Here is a 20788-nt window from a genome sequence, read left to right as displayed (position 1 = left end):
TCGGCGATGAAATCGATCACAGAGCAACCGGTCGCGTTATGGCGTAAAGCGCTGGCCTACGGGCTGATGGGCTGGCTGGTCTGGCAACCGGTGATGCCTGCATTTGCGGCGGGTATCACGGTAGCCGAAGGCAACACCCGCACCGATCAGGCGGGTAACGGCGTGCCGGTGGTGAACATCGCCACCCCGAATCAGGCCGGGATTTCGCATAATAAATACAACGATTTCAACGTCGGCCAGCAGGGCCTCATTCTCAACAACGCCACCGGCAAACTGACCCAGACTCAGTTGGGCGGGCTGATACAGAACAACCCCAATCTTACGGCAGGTCAGGAAGCGAAGGGCATCATTAACGAAGTGGTGTCGTCGAACCCTTCACAGCTTAACGGCTACATGGAAGTCGCCGGTAAAGCCGCGAACGTCATGGTCGCCAACCCTTACGGCATCACCTGTAACGGCTGCGGCTTCCTCAACACCCCTAACGCCACGCTGACCACCGGCAGGCCGGTGCTGAATGCGGACGGCTCGCTGCAATCCCTCGAGGTCACGCAGGGCGCGATCACCGTTGAAGGTCAGGGGCTGGATGCCCGCACGAGCGATTCTTTTTCACTGATTTCCCGCGCCGCGCAGATTAACGCCGGGCTGTACGCCAGAGACCTGAACGTCACCCTGGGTGCCAACCGTGTCGATGCGCAGGGCAATGCCACGCCGATATCCGGCGCAGGCGTACCGGCGGTGGCGATTGACACCGGCGCACTCGGCGGCATGTACGCCAACCGCATTCATCTGGTTTCCAGCGACAAGGGCGTCGGGGTCAACCTCGGCAACCTGAACGCCTCGGTTGGCGATATGCAGATTGATGCCAGCGGCAAGCTGACGCTAAGTAATGCGACTTCCACCGGCAAGCTGACGGCGAATGCGCAGGCCATCGCCCTTAACGGCACCCAGCAATCGGGCGGCGATATGGCGCTCAACAGCCAGGGGCAACTGGCCGTTCAGGGGAGCCAGGTGACCAGCGGCGGCAATATGACCCTGGCCGCTGACCAGCTCAATTCAGGCAATACCGCGCAGGTGTCTGCGGCAGGCAATATTCATGCTACTGCCGGTAATGGCAGCCAGTGGCAGGGCAAGCTGACGGCGGGGAAAGATCTCCAACTGAACGCCGGATATCTCACCAATAACGGACTGATCGCCGCAAACGGAAACGCCCGTATCACCACGCAGCGGCTGACCAATACCGGCACGCTGCAGGCACAGGGGACGCAAGATCTTCAGGCGACAACGCTGGATAACAGCGGGGTGGTACAGGCCAGCGGTGCCCTGACCCTTACTGCCGGAGAGACTCAGCTTGGCGGATTGTTATCGAGCGACAATCAACTGACCGGGCGTTTCGGGCAACTTTCCACCCTCGCAGGGTCGCAGATTCAGTCCGGTACCGATGCGGATATCGGCGTGCAGAACAGTGCGATGTTCGGCGGGAACGTCCGCGCCGGACAAAACCTGCGGCTCAGCAGCGGCTCATTGAGTTCGGCCAGCAGCGCTAAGCTTTACGCTGTCGGGAATGTGCAGGCGGAGGCGGGTAATAACGGCGTGTGGGACGGCAGCCTGACGGCGGGCGGTAATCTGGGCGTCAGTGCGGGCGACATGACCAACAACGGCACGCTGGCCGCCAGCGGCAACACGCAGCTCACCACGCAAAAACTGACCAACGGCGGCCTGATACAGGCGCGGGGTACACAGATCCTGAACGCCAGCGAACTGAACAACAGCGGCAAAATGCAGTCCGGCGGCGAACAAGATATTACTGCCAGCACCCTCAGCAATCAGGGGCTGATCGGTTCGCAGCAGGGGCTGGGGTTGCAGGTTGCTGACCAGATGACCGTGGGTGAACAGGGCTCGCTGTTTGCCGGTGACCGGCTGAACATCGGCGGCGGTCAGATGATTGTCGACGGCACGCTGACCGGCAAAAATGGCCTGACGCTCAACAGCACTTCCCTGAACGCCGGGCAAAACTCGCTGATCACCAGCCTTGGCGATATTCAGCTCAATGCTGCGCAGCAGGCGCTTGGCGGCCAGTTGTCGACCAACGGCAACGTGGGCCTGAACGCTACGGATCTGTCCGTCGGGGCGCTGGGTTCCGTTCACAGCGATAAAGATTTATCCCTGACGGCAACCGGCAGCGCCACGCTGGCCGGTGCGCTCGACGGCAACACGCTGAAAGCCGGTGGCGGCACATTGCAGGTGACCGGCACCGGTTCACTGGCCTCCACGGGAGATATGCAGTTATCCGCCCGCCAGCAGCAGCTCGACGGTACCATCAGCGCGGGCAATACTCTTTCGATCACCGCTGACCGGCTTAATGCCGCACAGGGTGGTAAAACCTCGGCACAAAATGACGTGCAGGCCACGGTTGCCAGCGGCGGGCAGTGGTCCGGCAGCCTGATTGCCGGACGTGACCTGAACTTTACCGCACACGATTTCAGCAACGGCGGCACGCTGGCCGCCAACCGCAACGGCCAGTTCAGCTTCGGCACCCTGACCAATAACGGCCTGCTGCAGTCCCTCGGCACGCAACGGCTTGACGGCGACACCTTCAATAACAACGGCACGGCGCAGTCCGGCGGTGACCAGACGCTGACCCTCAGTCAGTTCAATAATCAGGGGCTGACCGGCACCCGCGGCGACTTAGCGCTGACCGCGGACGACGTGACCAACGGTGATGCGGCAATCTTACTGGCCGATGGTCAGTTGACGCTCAACACCGCCCAGGCAGATCTGGGCGGCACGCTGACCGGCACGCAGGGTACAACACTTAACGCCACCGCGCTGACCACCCGCGCAGGATCGGTACAGTCCAGCCAGGGCGATGTGAACCTCAGTGCGGATACCGCAAACTTAAAGGGTTTTCTCTCCGCCGACGGCAACGCGGCGCTGACCACGCAACAGCTCACCACCGGCAACGGCTCGCAGACGCAGGGTAAAAACGCGCTGGGGATCAGTGCGTCTGAAAAAGCCGATCTGGCCGGGAAACTGGTGACACCGGGCACGCTGACGGTGCAGGCCGGTACGCTGACCAGCGGCGCGGCGCTGGGCGCGGACAATGTGGATATCACGGCCACCTCGCTGACCAACAGCGGTGCCATCACCGCCGACGGCGGCCTGCATGTGAAAGCCGGTACCTTGCAGCAGCGGGGCAGCCTGTCTGCGCAGAACCAGATGACGCTGGAAGGCCAGACGCTGGTCAATCAGGGCAACGTGTCGGGCGGTAACGTCGGCGTGAATGTCACCGGCAGTCTGACCAATCAGGGCACCGGCGTGATATCTGCGGGTAATGGTCTGACCGTGACGGCACCGGTTGTGATCAACAACGGCCAGCTTCTGGCACAAACCGTAGGCGTGAATGCCACGGGTATCAGCAACAACGGGCTGATGCAGGGCAACGGCGGTACCACGCTCACCGCCAGCACCTTAACCAACGGTGCGCAGGGGCAGTTATTGTCCGGCGGCACGCTGGGTGTGCAGGCAGGCGATACGCAAAATCAGGGCAGGCTACAGGGCAGCCAGCTTAGTCTGACCGGCAACAGCCTGACCAACGGCGGCACGGCATTAGGCACGAATGGCCTGAACGCGCAGATGCAGGGTGACCTCAATAACGGCGGCAGCCTGCTCTCATCTGGCAACGTCACGGTGAACGCCGCCACGCTGGAAAACAGTGGCCAGTTGCTCAGCGATAAAACCGCCACGGTGACGGCTGACCACGTCAGCAACACAGGACAGATCCAGGGCGACACGCTGGCGCTTACGGCGAACAACGCGGACAACAGCGGCAACCTGATTGGCCTGAAGGGCCTGACGGCGCAGTTGCAGCAGGATTTAACCAACGCCACGTCCGGCAAGATGCTGACGCAGGGCGCACTCACCGTCACCGCCGCGCACGTCACCAACAACGGCAACTGGCAGGCCGACAGCGCCGATGTACACGCCGGTCAGTTAGATCTTAACGGCGCGATCCAGACCGCCTCGCGCGCGGAGCTTACTCTTACCGGTGCGCTCAACACGCAGGCGCAGGGCAAAATCATCTCAACCGGTCTGGCTATTTTGCAGGCGGCGAACCTGAATAATCAGGGGAACTGGTCGGCGGATAATCTCACCCTGACCGGCGGTGCGCTGACCAGCAGCGGCGGCATCAGCGGTGTCAGCGCGCTTGCGGCCACGCTCAGCGGGCAACTTCAGGTTCAGCAGGGCGGCACATTACTCAGCGGCGGCACCGCCACGCTGAACGCCGGGAATATTGCTAACAGCGGCACTCTTCAGGCCGGTAACCTGACGCTCACCACCAACAGTATTAGCAACACCGGGCAGTTACAGGGCGAGCAAAGCCTGCAGGGTACGGTACAAAACGGCATCACCAACCTGAGCGGCGGCACCGTACGCAGTCAGGGGACGTTAGATTTGGGCGCACAGACGCTGCTCAATCAGGGCCAGATGCAGGGCGACGGCGTCACTCATCTGACCCTCACCGGTAATCTCAACAACCAGGGCACCTTACTGACCGGCGGCAGGCTGACAGTGTCTGCACCGGTGCTGACCAACAGCGGCACGCTGCAGGCACAGGGCCTCACCATGACCGGCGGCACGCTCAACAACAGCGGTACGCTGACCGGACAGGGCGACAGCGCACTGAACGTCACGCAGATGACCAATCAGGGCCAGCTTCAGGGCGACCGGCTGACGCTGACCGGTAACGAACTGCATAACACCGGCACAGTATTGGGCAGCCAGTCACTGGGGCTTAACGTTCAGAACGCCGACAACCAGGCGGGCGGCAGACTTTACAGCGCAGGCAACCTGACGCTGGTGACACCGGTGCTGAATCAGGCGGGCAGCCTGCTGGCGCTGGGGGATATGACGCTGCAACTCGGTTCGGGCTTCACCCAGACCGGCACGCTGGCAGCGGGGCAGAACCTCAACCTCAGCACGCAGGGCGACCTGAACGTGCTCGGCACCTTGCAGGGCAACGGCATCCAGCTCAGTTCCACGGGCAACTTTACCAACAGCGGTCAGTTGCGCGGTGGCGGCGGTACGGTGGGCGTGGACGCCAGCAACATCCAGCTCAACGGCAGCGGCAGCGTACAGTCCGGCGGGGATATCCGCCTCGCCAGCCGTGGTGTGCTTAACAACAGCGGCTTTGTCGGCGGGGCAGGCAACGTGGTGATGTCCGCTGGCGGCCAACTGACGAACAGCGCGCTGCTGTACGCCGGTAACAACATGCAGTTGCTGGCCGACAGTATTCACAATAACTACGGCGATATTCTGGCAGGCAACAGCCTGTGGCTGCAGCGGGACGCGGCGGGCAACGCCAACAGTGAAGTGGTCAACACGTCGGGGGATATCGAAACCACCAACGGCGATATCACCATCAACACCGGCCATCTGCTGAATCAGCGGGACGGGTTGAGTGTGTCCGGTTCCTCTCAAACGCCGGTGGATGCGCCGTCATGGTTGGGGCAAAGCTCCGTGACCATGAGATTAGGGGATCTCAACGAAAGCGACCTCGGTTATTACACGGTATCGGTCAGAACTGGCGGAAGTATGGGACAAGGTAACGGTTCCGTTGATGACCATTTTTACCTTGCGCCGAAAGCGACGGCTGCAGAAAAGAAATATCTGGTCAGTACCTCAACCGTTAATGCTACCGCCTCAGGAGGCGCGGGGCGTATTGCTTCAAACCGCGATTTAAATATTGCAGCCAGTAATGTAGATAATATCGCCAGCAATATTTTGGCCGGGGGAAACATCACCCTGTCCGGCAGTTCTTTGAATAATCAGTCTTATGAGAATGGCGTCCAAAATGAATATCTGACCTATAAATATACGGGCGTTACAGCCACTGAGAGCTTCGATAAACTCCACGGCTTAGCTTACTTTGACCCTGACTGTGGCAACTGCTATTACGTTGATGCCGATACCAATACTAAAGTTACCTATCAGTTAGCGAACGGCGCAACTTACGAAACCCTCAGCACCGGCGAAGGCCTCCGCTCAGTTATTCAGGCCGGTGGGGCAGTTAACGCCAGTTTCAGCAATAACATCAGCAATACCACGACCTCCGCTAACGCAGGCGGTTTATCCCATGCGATAAGCGCCCCGTCTCTGAACGGCACGTCGGGCCTGCAACAGGTCAGCGGTTCGCAAAGTAAACAACTGGCATCCGCACAAAACCTGACCGTCGGCTCGGTACAGTGGAACAATTCCGTCACCGATGCGTTAAAGCAAATCGGCAATCAGGGCGCTGCACTGACGGATTACCCGCTGCCGACCGGCAATAACGGTTTGTTTGTGGCGAGTCAGGATCCTTCCAGCCCGTATCTGATCACCACCAACCCGCAACTTGGCGGGATCGGTAAAACCGATCCGTCACTGTTCAATGCGCTGAACGATTACCTTGCGCGACCGACGTCTGCGATATCTGCCGTGGGCAAACAGGCCACCCCGGGTGGTACCGGCCTGACCTCTGCGGCCTTTTCTGCAACGCCGGTGGCAGGTCAGGTTGTCCATCCTGCGGTTCAGCCCGGCACGCCGTCCAACCCGCGCATTGAAACGGCACCCGTCTATACCGACGAGAGCAAGTTCCTCGGCTCGGCCTACTTTATGGACCGGCTGAAGCTGACGCCGGATTACGACTACAAATTCCTCGGCGATGCCGCCTTCGATACCCGTTATGTCGATAACGCCGTGCTCAGTCAGACCGGGCAGCGCTACGTCGGCGGCACAGGGTCAGACCTCGCGCAGATGCAGTATCTGATTGATAACGCCGCCGAACAGCAGGCCGGTCTGGGCCTGCAACTGGGCGTCAGCCTGTCACCTGAACAGGTCGCTGCGCTGACCAAAAGCATCGTCTGGTGGGAAAAAACCACCGTCAACGGCCAGACGGTTCTGGCCCCTAAACTCTATCTTTCTGCCAACGACACCCACTCGGTGACCGGCAGCGTGATTTCCGGGAACACCGTCAATCTCGACGCCGGGCATATCGTCAACGCGGGCAGTACCCTGCAGGCCCGGACGCAACTGGCAGCAAAAAGCAGCAGCTCGCTGGATAACCTTAACGCCGGGCTGATTGCCTCTAACGGCAGCCTGCAACTGAGCGCGCTGGGCGATATCAATAATATCGGTTCTTCGATTAGCGGACAGACCGTGGCACTGGCCTCGGTCAGCGGCGATATTAACAACGTTACGCAGGCGCAGCAGTGGACGGCCGCGCCGACCACCAGCAAAAGCAAAACGTCTCAGCTGACCTTCAGCCAGACCCAGACCGGCGACGTGGCCGGTATCTCGGCCACTGACGGGCTCTCGCTTACCGCCGGTCACGACATCAACAACACCGGCGCCCGGCTCACGGCGGGCAGCGACCTGCAACTGGTGGCGCTGAACGACATCAGCATCACCGGCAACGCGCTCAGCACCAGCAATACCACGGCAAAAAGCAGCGCGCAGACCACCGACAGCCAGGCCAGCACGGTCAGCGCGGGCGGTAATTTATCGGCCAGCGCGGGGCACGACCTGACCGTGGCGGGCAGCGCCGTCACCGCCAAAGGCGACGCCACGCTGGCGGCAGTCAATGACATCAACCTCAACACGATGGACAAGAGCAGCCATCAGACCAGCGGCAAAAATCAGGCTGACAGCAACAACGCCACCCGCACGGTGGTGAGCAGCGGCGGTGACCTGACGCTCAGCGCCGGGCGCGACCTTAACTCGCAGGCGGCGCAACTGACCGCCGACCTCAACGCCTCACTCAGCGCCGGTCGCGACGTCAACCTGAACGCGCAGCAGACCAGCACCTACAGTGAAACCCACGGCAGTAAAAGCGTGAGTATCCGTGAAAATGTCGGGCAGGAAGGGACAGCGGTGGTCAGCGGCGGAAGCACCAGCATTGCCGCCGGGCGCGACATTACGACACAGGCCGCGCAAGTACAGGCCACCGGCGACCTGGCCCTGAACGCCGGGCGGGATGTGAATATCACCACCGCACAGGAAAGCCAGTACAGCTACGACGAAAAAACCAAAACCAAGAAACACCTGTTCTCCGGCACGACCACGCACACGGTCGCTGAGGACTATGCCACCACAGAGAAAGCCTCGCAGCTGAGTGGCGACAAGGTGTCAATTGTTGCCGGACAAGACCTGACGGTGAAAGGCTCGTCCGTGGTCGGTGACGGGGATGTGACGCTGAAAGCGGGGAAAAATGTCAATATCCTTGCAGCCACCGATACCAGTTCCAGCTACCGCCTGAGCGAGACTAAAAAAAGCGGGCTGATGGGCACGGGAGGTTTTGGTGTAACCATCGGCAGCGCACAATCGCGACATCAGCTCAATGAAGAGGGTACCACTCAGAGTCAGAGTGTCAGCACTATTGGTTCAACCGGCGGTAACGCAAATATTATCGCGGGTGAAAAAGCACATATCAGCGGCGCGGATGTGATTGCCGATAAAAACCTGAACGTTGTCGCGGGCGAAATTGTGGTTGACCCCGGTAACGATCTGTTGAGACGTAAAGAGAGTTACGAACAGAAAAAGAGCGGTCTGACATTGTCAGTGTCCAGCCCGGTGACCGATGCCATTCTTGCAGCGAACAGCACACTCAAACGAAGTGGGGAGGTCAGCGACGAACGGCTGAAAACGCTGTATGCCGTGCAGGCGGCAGATAACGCATGGATAGCTGTCGCGGGTGCCTCTTCCATGGCGACTGATGTAGCCCAGGGCAATCTGAACGCCGTGAAGGTGGAACTCAGCGTAGGTTCGAGTAAAAGCTCATCTGAATCCAGTTCTACACAAAATCAGGTACGCGGCAGCACCCTCAGCGCAGGCGGAAATACCACGCTGGTGGCTACGGGTAACAAAGGTACCAGCGGTGATCTTCATATCAGCGGCAGCGGTGTGACAGGCAATAATGTCACTCTTGTGGCGCAGAATGATCTGCTGCTGGATGCCGCATCGAACAACACCGAGCAAACCAGTAAGAATAACAGCAGCGGCTGGAATGTCGGTGTGCATATATCGCTGGGTCAGGAGACGGGAATTGGCGTGTCGGCCAGCGGTTACCAGTCAAAAGGAACGGCTGACGGTAAGAGTACCGAATATGTTAATACGCGGGTCAACGCCAGTGATGGGCTTAGCCTGAGCAGCGGACGGGATACGGTTATTTCCGGTGCGCAGGTGTTGGGTGAAAAAATCACTGCTGAGGTGGGTCGCGACCTGACGATAACCAGCCTGCAGGATACTGACGAGTACCACAGCCAGCAGAAAAGCGTGAGTGGCGGCGCCAGTTTCACTTTCGGGTCAATGACCGGTTCAGCCTCACTGAGTATTAATAAGAGCAAAACCGACAGCGACTACGCAAGCGTTGGTGAGCAAAGCGGGTTGTTTGCCGGGGATAAAGGGTTCGATATTACGGTAGGCAACCATACCCAACTGGGTGGTGCAGTCATAGCGAGCACTGCAACAGCCGATAAGAACCTGCTTGATACCGGTTCGTTGGGTTGGAGCGATATCAATAACGAAGCGCAGTACAGTGCCAGTAGCCAGGGGCTTGCCGGTGGCTTTTCATCGGAAAAAAATAATAAAGGCGAGCGGGTTAACGGCGGCGGCGTTGTCCCTGTTATTGGTGTTAAGAGCAGCGGTGACGCTTCAGGTACAACGCAATCGGCCATTGCTGCGGGCAGTATCGTCATCCGAGACAGTGAGAAGCAGACGCAGGATATTGCAGGGCTAAGCCGCGATACCGACAACGCCAATGGTCATATCGATAAGATTTTCGATGAGAAGAAAATTGCCGAGCAACAGGAACTGGCGGCGGTGTTCGGGCAGATGGCGAACTCAGCTGCCGGTGATCTTGGTGAGGCGATGGGCTGGGGACCGAATAGCCCCGAAAAAGCCGCGATCCACGGTGTGATAGGTGCAATCCAGGCGAGTTTCGGCGGCGGCAATGCGCTGGCCGGCGGGTTGGCCGGGATGAGCAGCGAAGCGTTTAGTCAGATGGTCGATACTTATCTGAGTAACAACACACAACTGGACCGCAATGAAAGAGGGGCTATCACCCAGTGGGCCGCCACGTTAAGTGGTAGTGCAATTGGCGGAATTATTGGCGGAACGACCGGTGCACAGTCCGGCGCAGCCGTCTCACTGGATGCTGAACGCTATAACCGCCAGTTACACCCGGATGAAGTAGCCCGGATCCAGCAATTGTCCGGTGGGGATAAAGATAAAGAAGCGCGTCTGAAAGCGGCGGCCTGTGCGTTGGTGAAATGTTCCGCTGAGTTTGCGGAAGGTTCTCCGGATTATGTGAAAGCGCAGGCGCTGGAGCAGTTAGGTAACAGTGATGCGTATGCCAGTGAGCGTACAGTACTGGCATCACAGAGCGGTAACCAGCTGATCTACGCAATGGGCAGCTATGCCAGCGCCAGTTTGCCGATGTTCGGGTATTCGGTTAGTGATCAAACCGGGGATGCGCTATCCCACTACGGTGTGGGGACGCGTTTAGGTGGCCTGACGCAATTTACCGCCGGGGAACTCCAGGCGGTGGGTGGGGCAGCAATATGCACGACCACCGCGGGTGTAGCTTGCCTGGCAGGCGGTTATCTGGCAGCCTCAGGGATAGATACGGCTAATGCAGGCTTTAACACCTTCCTGTCTGGTGTCAACCAGAAAACCAGCGGTGCGTATTTGCTGGAAGGGTTGGGAGTCTCTCCACAGTACTCGGAAGGGATTTACGGCCTGACGCAGGTGGGCGCGGCGGGGATTGGCGGAGTAGGAAAAGCGACGTCAGTTACTGCCGATGTGGGTGCAAAAGCAACTGCTACGACGGGAGAAGTTGTAGCTACTGAAGCCACAAGTGCAAATGCCCAAGCTGCATTGAGAGCGAAACTATCAGGACTACAAAAAGCTCAAGAGACAGCAGCGGTCACTAAAACACTGCCTGATGGCCGCATTCGTTACTACACACAAGAGGTTCCAGCCAGAACGGAAGGCCCTACTCGGGGGGCTTCTTTTGTTACAGAGTTTGATCCTAAAACGGGCAGTACGAGGCAGTGGATGGAAAGCTATGATCATTCAGGGGAGGTAATCCGTGTCCACCCGAAAAGTATTAATGGCCAATCGGTTGATGCTCAGCACTACCCTCCGACCGGAGCAGAACTAAAGAATTGGGGGCAGCAATGAGCATGGAAGACGTAGTGGCTGATAGGCTTGAAAGAATAGTTGCGGATGGGTTTGATATTTTTAAAATATCAAAAGAGGCACTTGATATTTATCAAGATCCAAGTTTTTCACTCACGAAAAAGTTAGATTTTGCGTTGCTGTCACTAATTGCAATGGTCGAAGGGCCAGAGTTTGAGATGACAGAAAAAGAGTTTCATGAATTTTTATCTGATATTCGACAGATGTAGTCTCTTCAAAATACCTACATTGGTCAGGCACTATCGACACCGGCCTTGCGCCGGTGTTTTTGCACCCATTCTGTAAGTGTAAGCACACCAGTTTTAGTTCCACGCACTTTTTGAGATTTCCGGTTTCTGATCCCTTCCCAATATCTGTGCCAGGATAAATCAAAGATCCGGGCCTGTTTGCAGGCTTCGGATAAATTCTGCCGGAGTCTGGTTATTTAACGAGGAATGTGGCCCATCATGGTTATGTTCCTTCCGCCAGCGATCGAGCTTTTCTTGCGCATTCTCGATCGACAGGAACGAGTGGATATTCAGGCATTCCTCAGATTGCCATTGAACGATTCGATCAATGGGTTATCTGCAGGCATGCCGGAGAGAAGTCCTTAGTAACTTTATTTTCGCATGCTCATCACTTTTGAAATGATTTGCCAATAAATACGTTCATAAATGGTGATATTTACTTTTTTAATCAATAAATTATTTTACTCACTGTGCTGTTGCGTCATATGAAACGGTATAGTTTGGACGTATGGAAAGAAAATCTTCACCAAAACGAAGAGTAATTTATTGATCTCATTGAAAGGGAATATGCACTCAAAAGTGAAGGGAAAAAGCCAGTAAAAGTAACTTAACCGGCTGTTTTTAAAGACTAAACATTAATGATCCTGAACCTGCTTATGAAACAGCTCCCTGAATACCGGATAAATATCTTCCTGTTCACGGATATGCTGCATGGCGAAATTATCGAATTTCTCCTGTAGCACTTCGTATTCACGCCACAGCGTCTGGTGGGCGCGGCGGGTGATTTCGATATAGCTGTAATAACGCACCATCGGCAGGATCTTCTGTGCCAGAAGCTGATGGCAGAGCGGGGAGTCGTCAGCCCAGTTATCGCCATCGGAGGCCTGCGCGGCGTAAATATTCCACTGCGCCGGGTCGTAGCGTTCCTGAATGACTTCATCCATCAGTTTCAGTGCACTCGAAACGATGGTCCCGCCGGTTTCCTGCGAGTAGAAGAACTCCTGTTCATCCACTTCTTTAGCCTGTGTATGGTGACGGATATAGACCACGTCGACGTTCTTATACGTCCGGCTCAGGAACAGATAGAGCAGGATATAGAAACGTTTGGCCATGTCTTTGGTTGCCTGATCCATCGAACCGGAGACATCCATCAGACAGAACATCACCGCCTGGCTCGAAGGCTCGGGGCGACGTTCATAGTTACGGTAGCGCAAATCAAAGGTATCGATGAACGGCGTTTTGGCGATTTTTGCCCGCAGCTCAGCAATCTCTTTACGCAGCCGTTCTTCTTCCAGTAATTGTGCTGGTTCGCTGTGCTCGACCTCGGTCAGCGTCGATTCCAGCTCACGCAGCTCGCGTTTTTTACCCGCTGTCATCGCCGTGCGGCGGGCCAGCGAGTTTTGCAAAGAGCGCACCACACTGATATTGGCCGGTACGCCATTAGACGTGTAACCGGAGCGGTGGGTTTTAAATTCATTCAGCTGTTTATGCTGGTTTTTTCTCAGGTTTGGCAGCGCCAGATCTTCAAACAGCAGATCGAGATATTCGTCCTTTGAAATCTGGAATGAAAACTCATCTTCGCCTTCACCATCCTTGCTGGCATCGCCCTGACCACTGCCGCCGCCACCGCCCCCCTGCGGTCGTTCGATGCGGTCATTCTGCACAAAGTGATCGTTGCCGGGATGAACACGGTGGCGCAAGCCACCGCGACCCTGATGAAACATGGGCTCGTTGATATCGGAATTGGGGATCGAAACGGATTCCCCGCTATCCACGTCGGTAACCGAACGCTTGTTGATGGCCTCGGCAATCGACTGTTTGATTTGCGACTTATAGCGGCGCAAAAAGCGCTGGCGGTTCACCGCGCTTTTATTCTTGCCATTCAGCCGACGGTCAATAAAATACGTCATATTTCCCCCAAACGACGTTGCCAACGATCTTCTGTTACGAGGATTTTCTTACGCGCAGGTACCATTCACACAGCAGGCGTACCTGTTTGCGTGTGTATCCTTTCTCCATCATTCTGTCGACAAAATCATCATGTTTTTTCTGTTCATCTGTCGACGTCTTGGCGTTAAACGAGATAACTGGCAGTAATTCCTCGGTATTTGAGAACATTTTTTTCTCAATGACCGTGCGCAGTTTTTCGTAACTGGTCCAGTTTGGATTGCGGCCGCTGTTATTGGCGCGGGCACGCAGCACGAAGTTGACGATTTCGTTACGGAAATCTTTTGGATTGCTGATCCCGGCCGGTTTTTCGATTTTTTCCAGCTCGGCATTCAGCGATTCACGGTCAAACAGTTGACCGGTATCCGGATCGCGGTATTCCTGATCCTGGATCCAGAAGTCAGCGTAGGTAACATAACGGTCGAAAATGTTTTGTCCGTATTCTGAATAGGATTCCAGATAAGCAGTCTGGATCTCTTTGCCGATAAACTCAGCGTATTTCGGGATCAGATAGCCTTTCAGGTGCTCCAGATATTTTTCAGCGATGTCCTGCGGGAACTGTTCGCGCTCGATTTGCTGTTCCAGCACGTAGAACAAATGCACCGGGTTGGCAGCCACTTCCACATGGTCAAAGTTGAAAACACGGGAGAGAATTTTAAACGCAAAGCGCGTCGACAGCCCGTTCATGCCTTCATCCACACCCGCATAATCGCGGTATTCCTGATAGGACTTGGCTTTCGGGTCGGTATCTTTCAGGCTTTCACCGTCATACACCCGCATTTTGGAATAACTGCTGGAGTTTTCAGGCGTTTTCAGGCGCGAGAGAATCGAGAAGCGCGCGAGCGTTTCCAGAGTTCCCGGTGCACAAGGAGCATGCGAGAGTTCACTGTTGCTGAGCAGCTTGTCGTAGATTTTCATCTCTTCAGACACGCGCAGGCAATAAGGCACTTTCACGATGTACACACGGTCAAGGAACGCTTCATTATTCTTGTTGTTACGGAACGTCACCCATTCAGATTCGTTGGAGTGCGCCAGAATAATGCCGTTGAACGGCAGGGCGGAGATCCCTTCGGTACCGTTATAGTTACCTTCCTGTGTCGCCGTCAGTAACGGGTGCAGCACCTTAATCGGTGCCTTAAACATCTCAACGAATTCCATCACACCCTGGTTTGCGCGGCATAAAGCACCGGAATAACCGTAAGCATCCGGATCATTTTGCGCGTGGTTTTCCAGTTTACGGATATCCACTTTCCCGACCAGTGCGGAGATGTCCTGGTTGTTTTCGTCGCCCGGTTCCGTTTTGGCGATGGCGATTTGTTCGAGAATCGACGGCCAGACTTTCACGACTTTAAACTTCGTGATGTCCCCCCCGAATTCATGCAGACGTTTTGCCGCCCATGGCGACATGATGGTGCCGAGATAGCGCGGAGGAATGTTGTATTCTTTTTCCAGAATATGCGCATCTTCCTGCGGATTGAACAGGCACAGCGGATGGTCGTTTACCGGGCTGCGTTCGCCGTTGGCGCTCAGCACGTAAATCGGTACACGTTGCATCAGGGATTTCAGCCGTTCGGCCAGTGACGATTTACCGCCACCCACCGGGCCCAGTAAATAAAGGATTTGTTTCTTTTCTTCCAGACCCTGCGCGGCGTGTTTCAGGTAGGAGACAATCTGTTCGATAGCCTCTTCCATGCCGTAAAATTCTTCAAATGCAGGGTAACGTGCAACAACACGGTTCGAGAATAAACGCGACAGGCGTGGTTCAAGCGCGGTATCTACCATCGCTGGTTCACCGATTGCCATCAACAGACGTTCCGCCGCATTGACATAAGCACTGCGATCTTGCCGTGCAATGGTAAGAAATTCCTGCAGTGTGAACTCTTCGTCCTTGGCAGCCTCATAGCGCTGGCGATAATGGTCAAATATGTTCATACGATGCCCGTCCTTCGTTATTTTACCCTTCGTCTTTGGAACCGCACCTTCGTTGGCTTCGCTTGTTCACCCGGGTCACTTAACTGTGTAAGCTCATCGGGAATCATTCACTTGCCGCCTTGCTGCAATTCCAATGATTCGGGTAACGCACAGGTTAATGAGAGCTTTTTTCAGCGCTCCCGGAAGAAAGATCTCCCACCTGAAATACAGCAACCCTTATGCCAACTTGCAAAACCCCTTGGAAAGCGACAATCTCGATGGTTTGAGAACTGTCTTTATTCGGTGGGACGGGCAACCGTTCAGGCTAAGTCTTTCATCTATTTATAAGCGTAGTTTGGCATTAAGAAAATTTCCTCTCTGGTTTTGGCGTTTTTTAAGTCATATCAATGACTCAGTTGTGCGGAATGCTCTGAAAAGCCTTACAGGACGTGCCCTGCAGAGCGGAAGTTGTTTCTTTAGTCATTTTTATTTCATATTTTGCAGTTAAATTGTGCGATCGCCCCGGTTTTTCTGGATATGTCTTTTTATAGACCCAGAATTGCTAAGCGTGACGTTTAAGGTTCATTTACACTAGCGACGTTTTTTTACTTAATGGAATTAAGACAATGAAAATGATCAATCTAAAAACACTGTCCATCGTTAGCGCGGCAGTGCTTTGCAGTCATGCTGCCGTGGCGGGAACCTGGCAGGCGGGTGCATCTGCGCTGGTCGCTCCGGATCCGTACCGTGGTAATAATGACCACGTATACCCGGTACCGATCATCAATTACGACAATGATGATTTCTATTTTCACACCCTGATGGCGGGCTATTACCTGTGGAATGATGACGCCAACAAACTGAGCGTCACCGCCAGCTATTTCCCGTTGAGCTTTGACCCAAGCGACAGCGACGATAAGCGCATGAAGCGCCTCGATAAACGTCACTCAACGCTGATGGCCGGTCTGGCTTATTCGCATAATGCCGAGTGGGGTACCCTCCGCGCCAGCTTCAATGCGGATACGCTGGATACCAGCAATGGCATGACTGCTGATCTGGCTTATCTGTATGCCATTAAAGGCTCTAACTGGGCTGTGGTACCGGGCTTTGGTGTGACCTGGTTTAGCTCGAATCTCACCCAGTATTATTATGGCGTGACCAAAGACGAATCCCGTCGCAGTGGCTTCCATAGCTATTCCCCGAACGACAGCTTCAGCCCGTATGTTGAAGTCTCCGCAAAATATAACTTCACGCCAGCATGGCAAGGGTTCGTGACCGGTCGCTACCTGCGTCTGTCCAGTGAAGTGACCGACAGCCCGATCATCGAAAATAACTGGACTGGCGTGTTGTGGACGGGTGTGACTTACACCTTCTGAGGCAATGCACCATCATGGTGAACATATTGCACATTAGTGGGGCGTATCGCCCCATTTGCACATTTATAGATCAGTAAATTTTCAAAGAATCGAATTAACTTTTCAGCTATGACCCAACCGGAGGAAACAGATGAAAGCGAAGACCGTGCAATTGCCTGATGGCACGACAGTACCCGCAATCGGACAAGGTACCTGGTATATGGGGGAACGGAACAGTGATCTCCGTGCCGAAGTGAAGGCCTTGCAGCAAGGGCTGGATGCCGGTATGACGCTGATCGACACTGCAGAAATGTACGCGGATGGCGGTGCGGAAAGGGTGGTCGGTGAAGCGATATCCGGGCGGCGTGATGACGTGTTTCTGGTGTCAAAAGTGTATCCGCATCATGCCGGTGGCGCGAAAGCGATCGCCGCCTGTGAGCAAAGTCTGAAGCGTTTAAAAACAGATTGTCTAGACCTGTATTTGTTGCACTGGCGTGGTTCGATTCCGCTACATGACACTGTCGCGGCGATGGAAAAATTGCAGCAATCCGGCAAAATCCGGCGCTGGGGTGTCTCTAATCTTGATACTGACGATATGCAGGCGCTGTGGAAAATCCCCGGAGGCAATGCATGCATGACCAATCAGGTGCTGTATCACGCGGCAGCCCGTGGCATTGAGTTTGACCTGCTGCCATGGTGTGAGGAGCACAGCGTTCCCGTTATGGCCTATTGCCCGCTGGCGCAGGCCGGCAAGTTACGTCACGACGTCCTGACTGCACCGGTGATGCAGGAAATCGCCAACGCTCGGGGTGTCAGCAGCGCGCAGATTGCTCTGGCCTGGGTAACGCGCACCGGTAACGTGATCGCTATTCCTAAAGCGGTACAACCGCAGCACGTGAAAGATAATGCGGTGGCGCTGACGCTCAGCCTGACGGCCGATGAAATAGCACGAATTGACACAGTATTCCCGGCACCGAATCATAAAACGCCGCTGGATATGGTTTGAAGTCAATCATTCACATCGGTCATCAGACGATAAAAAGGGGCCATCTGGCTAATGCCGGTCACTTAAGCATTTTTATGAATACAAATTCATTTTTGTGCTTCAAAGGATAATGAAGGAATCAGGCTTGTAGCGCTATTTTTCTTCATTGAAGGCCCAAATTCACGGGCCTCATTTCCTTAAGTGACCAGCATTAGGCCATCTGGCCCCTTTGTCATCTTTGCTGCAAACCTAAACCGGTTATTTACGGACAGAGAAGGTCACTGCCAGACGCGCTGGCGCGGCATGCGTAGAGGTGTGTGTATGGGAAACTTGCGCCGTTTCAACGCACACCATGGTTTTATATCCGTCATCCGGCATATCAGCCATGCTCACCGACAGTGCAGAACCCGGATTCCAGGCCACCACATCGGCGTTATTTTCATGTGCGACAACCAGCGTACGTTTCAGAACCGGATCAACGATTTCGCTGGTGGCTTGCGGCTGGGTGTAGATGCGGTCAGTCTGGCCCGTGAAGGTCAGATCACCGTCTTCCTGCTTGGTTTTTGCGCCATCGACTTTATCAATAAAGCTGTTGCCCAGGCCTTTAATAGTGACATCGGCGATGTCGCCAATGTTGAAATAGGTGTGCAGGGCGCTGTTGGCTTCGAAATCACCGGTTGATTCCAGCTCGATGTGGCAGGTTGCCCCGAGCGTGAAGCGTGCCGTCAGCGTGAATGCATGCGGCCAGAATTCCAGTGTTTCAGGGGAGCTTTTCAGCGTTAAGGTCAGTACCACATTTTCGTCAGTTTCTTTGTGGTCAGTCAGTTCCCACGCAACGTTACGTGCAAAACCGTGTGAGGGTTTGCCCGCCGGACCAAACCACGGCCAGCAGATAGGGATACCGCCACGAATCGCAACGCCTTCTTTGAACGCGCTGGCACTGCTCATCCATAGCACCGGCTCTTCGCCTTCAGGTTGCCATGCCAACAGATGTGCACCTTGCAGGGCAATGGCAGCACGGACTTTCGGATGAGTCACCACGAGTACCGGCAGTTCGTCGACAAGACGCTGGCTAACGGAGGTAGAGATTTGGTTTACGATCGGAAGAGAAAAGAGTTGTTCTGTCATTATCTAAAATCCTGTCAGGGTTAAACAATTACGATTTTGAACCAAGACTACACATGAACCAAACCCGTCTGTTTGATCGCACTCATGTGCTGATAAAAAAGTGCATCCGACAGAAAGCAAAAGGGCGACTTGCGTCGCCCTTCAATCAGTTCATTCACATAACCAATTATTTGGAAACGTGAGCGATCAGATCCAATACTTTGTTTGAATAGCCAGTTTCGTTGTCGTACCAGGAAACCAGTTTCACAAAGTTGTCGTTCAGCGCGATACCTGCTTTCGCATCGAATACGGAAGTCAGTTTTTCGCCGTTGAAGTCGGTAGATACTACGTCGTCTTCGGTGTAGCCTAGAACGCCTTTCAGATCGCCTGCTTCAGAAGCTGCTTTGATTACTGCGCAGATTTCTTTGTAAGACGCTGGTTTTTCCAGACGTGCAGTCAGGTCAACAACAGAAACGTTAGGAGTAGGAACGCGGAACGCCATACCCGTCAGTTTACCGTTCAGAGCTGGGATAACTTTACCTACTGCTTTAGCAGCACCGGTAGAAGAAGGGATGATGTTCTGGGATGCGCCGCGGCCGCCGCGCCAGTCTTTGTGAGACGGGCCATCAACGGTTTTCTGAGTTGCGGTAGTTGCATGAACAGTGGTCATCAGTGCTTCAACGATACCGAAGTTGTCGTTGATAACTTTAGCCAGTGGTGCCAGGCAGTTAGTGGTGCAAGATGCGTTAGAAACGATTTCCTGACCTGCGTATTCTTTATGGTTAACACCCATAACGAACATTGGGGTGTTGTCTTTAGAAGGACCAGTCAGAACAACTTTCTTAGCGCCTGCAGTGATGTGCTTACGAGCAGTCGCATCATCCAGGAACAGACCAGTAGCTTCAGCTACAACGTCAACGTTAACTTCATTCCATTTCAGGTTAGCTGGGTCACGCTCAGCGGTAACACGGATGGTTTTGCCGTTAACAACCAGGTGACCGTCTTTAACTTCAACAGTACCGTTGAAACGACCATGAGTTGAGTCGTACTTCAGCATGTATGCCATGTAGTCCGCGTCCAACAGATCGTTGATTGCTACGATCTCAATGTCAGAACGTTCTTGAGCAGCACGGAAAACAATGCGACCGATACGGCCAAAACCGTTGATACCTACTTTGATAGTCATATATTCCACCAGCTATTTTTTTAGTGAATAAAAGGTTGGTTGTAAAATTACAAAAACCTTGCTGAGCGTCAAGCGGAATCGTGTCAATTATTGCTGTAAGTCAAAGCGACGACCTACTCTTGCTCGCTTATTGCACGTTCCGTTTTTAAATCGGCTCACAACCACATGGGGGCGAAAAACAGAATATAAAGAGCCGGAAGATCAGGAGTGTGATCGCCATCACAAGTTGCAAGCTGGCTAACGCTGATGCCATACAGTTTAGGACAAAACGGGCAGACTCGTTGTTAATTTTTTGTTATTATAAACTGTTATTTAAGTTGATTTTTATATTCGTCAGAGAACGAGAATCATGAGCATTGAAGCCAAATCTTCCCCTACACTTGACCAACTCACTGAAATTCAACGTTATGTCACGCAGGAGCACGGAACAGAACCTCCGTTCTCCGGAAAGTTGCTGCACAACCGCCGCGAAGGGATTTATCATTGCGTGGTCTGCGAGTCAGCGTTGTTCTACTCCGATACCAAATACGATTCCGGCTGTGGCTGGCCAAGTTTTTATCAGCCAGTTAACCCTGATGCGATCAAATATCTCACTGATAATTCGCATAAAATGGCGCGTGTCGAAATCCGCTGCTCCCGCTGTGAAGCTCATCTGGGGCATGTTTTCCCGGATGGCCCGAAACCGACAGGTGAACGTTACTGCATAAACTCTGCCTCAATGAGCTTTACTGATGGCAAAAGTGGCAATAAAACCCGCGGTTAGTTCGCAAGAAAATGGTGATGTAATTTTACCGACAAAATCGATTCAGCTATTATTCAAAACCGTTTGAATAAT

General features: G+C 54.5%; 9 protein-coding genes and 1 pseudogene. 5 read left to right on the top strand and 5 right to left on the bottom strand.

Going from position 1 to position 20788, the window contains the following annotated elements; translation table 11 throughout:
- Positions 1-6 precede the first annotated feature (6 nt).
- A complete protein-coding gene (locus HGO41_RS14645; protein ID WP_250981166.1) occupies positions 7-11217 on the top strand; it encodes a hemagglutinin repeat-containing protein in 11211 nt (3736 codons plus the stop codon).
- Positions 11218-11219: 2 nt separating this feature from the next.
- Positions 11220-11444 (top strand): hypothetical protein, encoded by a 225-nt coding sequence (locus tag HGO41_RS14640; RefSeq protein ID WP_173362071.1) that lies wholly within the window; start codon positions 11220-11222, stop codon positions 11442-11444.
- Between the two features lie 159 nt (positions 11445-11603).
- On the opposite strand, the pseudogene HGO41_RS14635 reads toward HGO41_RS14640, so the two are convergent.
- The 3 genes and pseudogenes from HGO41_RS14635 to yeaG form a co-directional block, all read right to left on the bottom strand.
- A pseudogene (locus tag HGO41_RS14635) lies at positions 11604-11812 on the bottom strand (integrase core domain-containing protein); the annotation flags it as partial.
- 285 nt (positions 11813-12097) lie between these two features.
- Positions 12098-13372 carry a YeaH/YhbH family protein gene (locus HGO41_RS14630; RefSeq protein WP_013575357.1) on the bottom strand — a complete coding sequence of 425 codons (1275 nt, stop codon included), beginning with the start codon at positions 13370-13372 and terminating at the stop codon, positions 12098-12100.
- Between the two features lie 34 nt (positions 13373-13406).
- On the bottom strand, positions 13407-15341 hold the full coding sequence (gene yeaG / locus HGO41_RS14625; RefSeq protein WP_013575358.1) for a protein kinase YeaG: 1935 nt from the start codon (positions 15339-15341) through the stop codon (positions 13407-13409).
- A 605-nt stretch (positions 15342-15946) separates the two neighbouring features.
- Between yeaG and HGO41_RS14620 the strand changes: the two genes are divergently transcribed.
- Positions 15947-16696 carry a MipA/OmpV family protein gene (locus tag HGO41_RS14620; protein ID WP_013575359.1) on the top strand — a complete coding sequence of 250 codons (750 nt, stop codon included), beginning with the start codon at positions 15947-15949 and terminating at the stop codon, positions 16694-16696.
- A 130-nt stretch (positions 16697-16826) separates the two neighbouring features.
- Positions 16827-17681, top strand: coding sequence for an aldo/keto reductase (locus HGO41_RS14615; protein ID WP_250981165.1), 855 nt, complete (start codon positions 16827-16829; stop codon positions 17679-17681).
- 237 nt (positions 17682-17918) lie between these two features.
- On the opposite strand, the gene HGO41_RS14610 is transcribed toward HGO41_RS14615, so the two are convergent.
- Together HGO41_RS14610 and gapA are read right to left on the bottom strand one after the other, a co-directional pair.
- A complete protein-coding gene (locus tag HGO41_RS14610; protein WP_112152462.1) occupies positions 17919-18788 on the bottom strand; it encodes a D-hexose-6-phosphate mutarotase in 870 nt (289 codons plus the stop codon).
- Positions 18789-18954: 166 nt separating this feature from the next.
- The gene (gene gapA, locus HGO41_RS14605; protein WP_013575362.1) at positions 18955-19953 is read right to left on the bottom strand and encodes a glyceraldehyde-3-phosphate dehydrogenase; all 999 of its coding nucleotides are present in this window, start codon (positions 19951-19953) and stop codon (positions 18955-18957) included.
- A 349-nt stretch (positions 19954-20302) separates the two neighbouring features.
- Here gapA and msrB point away from each other — a divergent pair, with 349 nt between their 5' ends.
- The gene (gene msrB / locus HGO41_RS14600; protein ID WP_013575363.1) at positions 20303-20716 is read left to right on the top strand and encodes a peptide-methionine (R)-S-oxide reductase MsrB; all 414 of its coding nucleotides are present in this window, start codon (positions 20303-20305) and stop codon (positions 20714-20716) included.
- The last annotated feature ends 72 nt before the right edge of the window (positions 20717-20788 follow it).

It is taken from the genome of Rahnella sp. CG8 (assembly GCF_023701875.1).
Taxonomy (GTDB): Bacteria; Pseudomonadota; Gammaproteobacteria; order Enterobacterales; family Enterobacteriaceae; genus Rahnella; species Rahnella aceris.
This window is presented reverse-complemented; position numbering and strand designations above follow the sequence as displayed.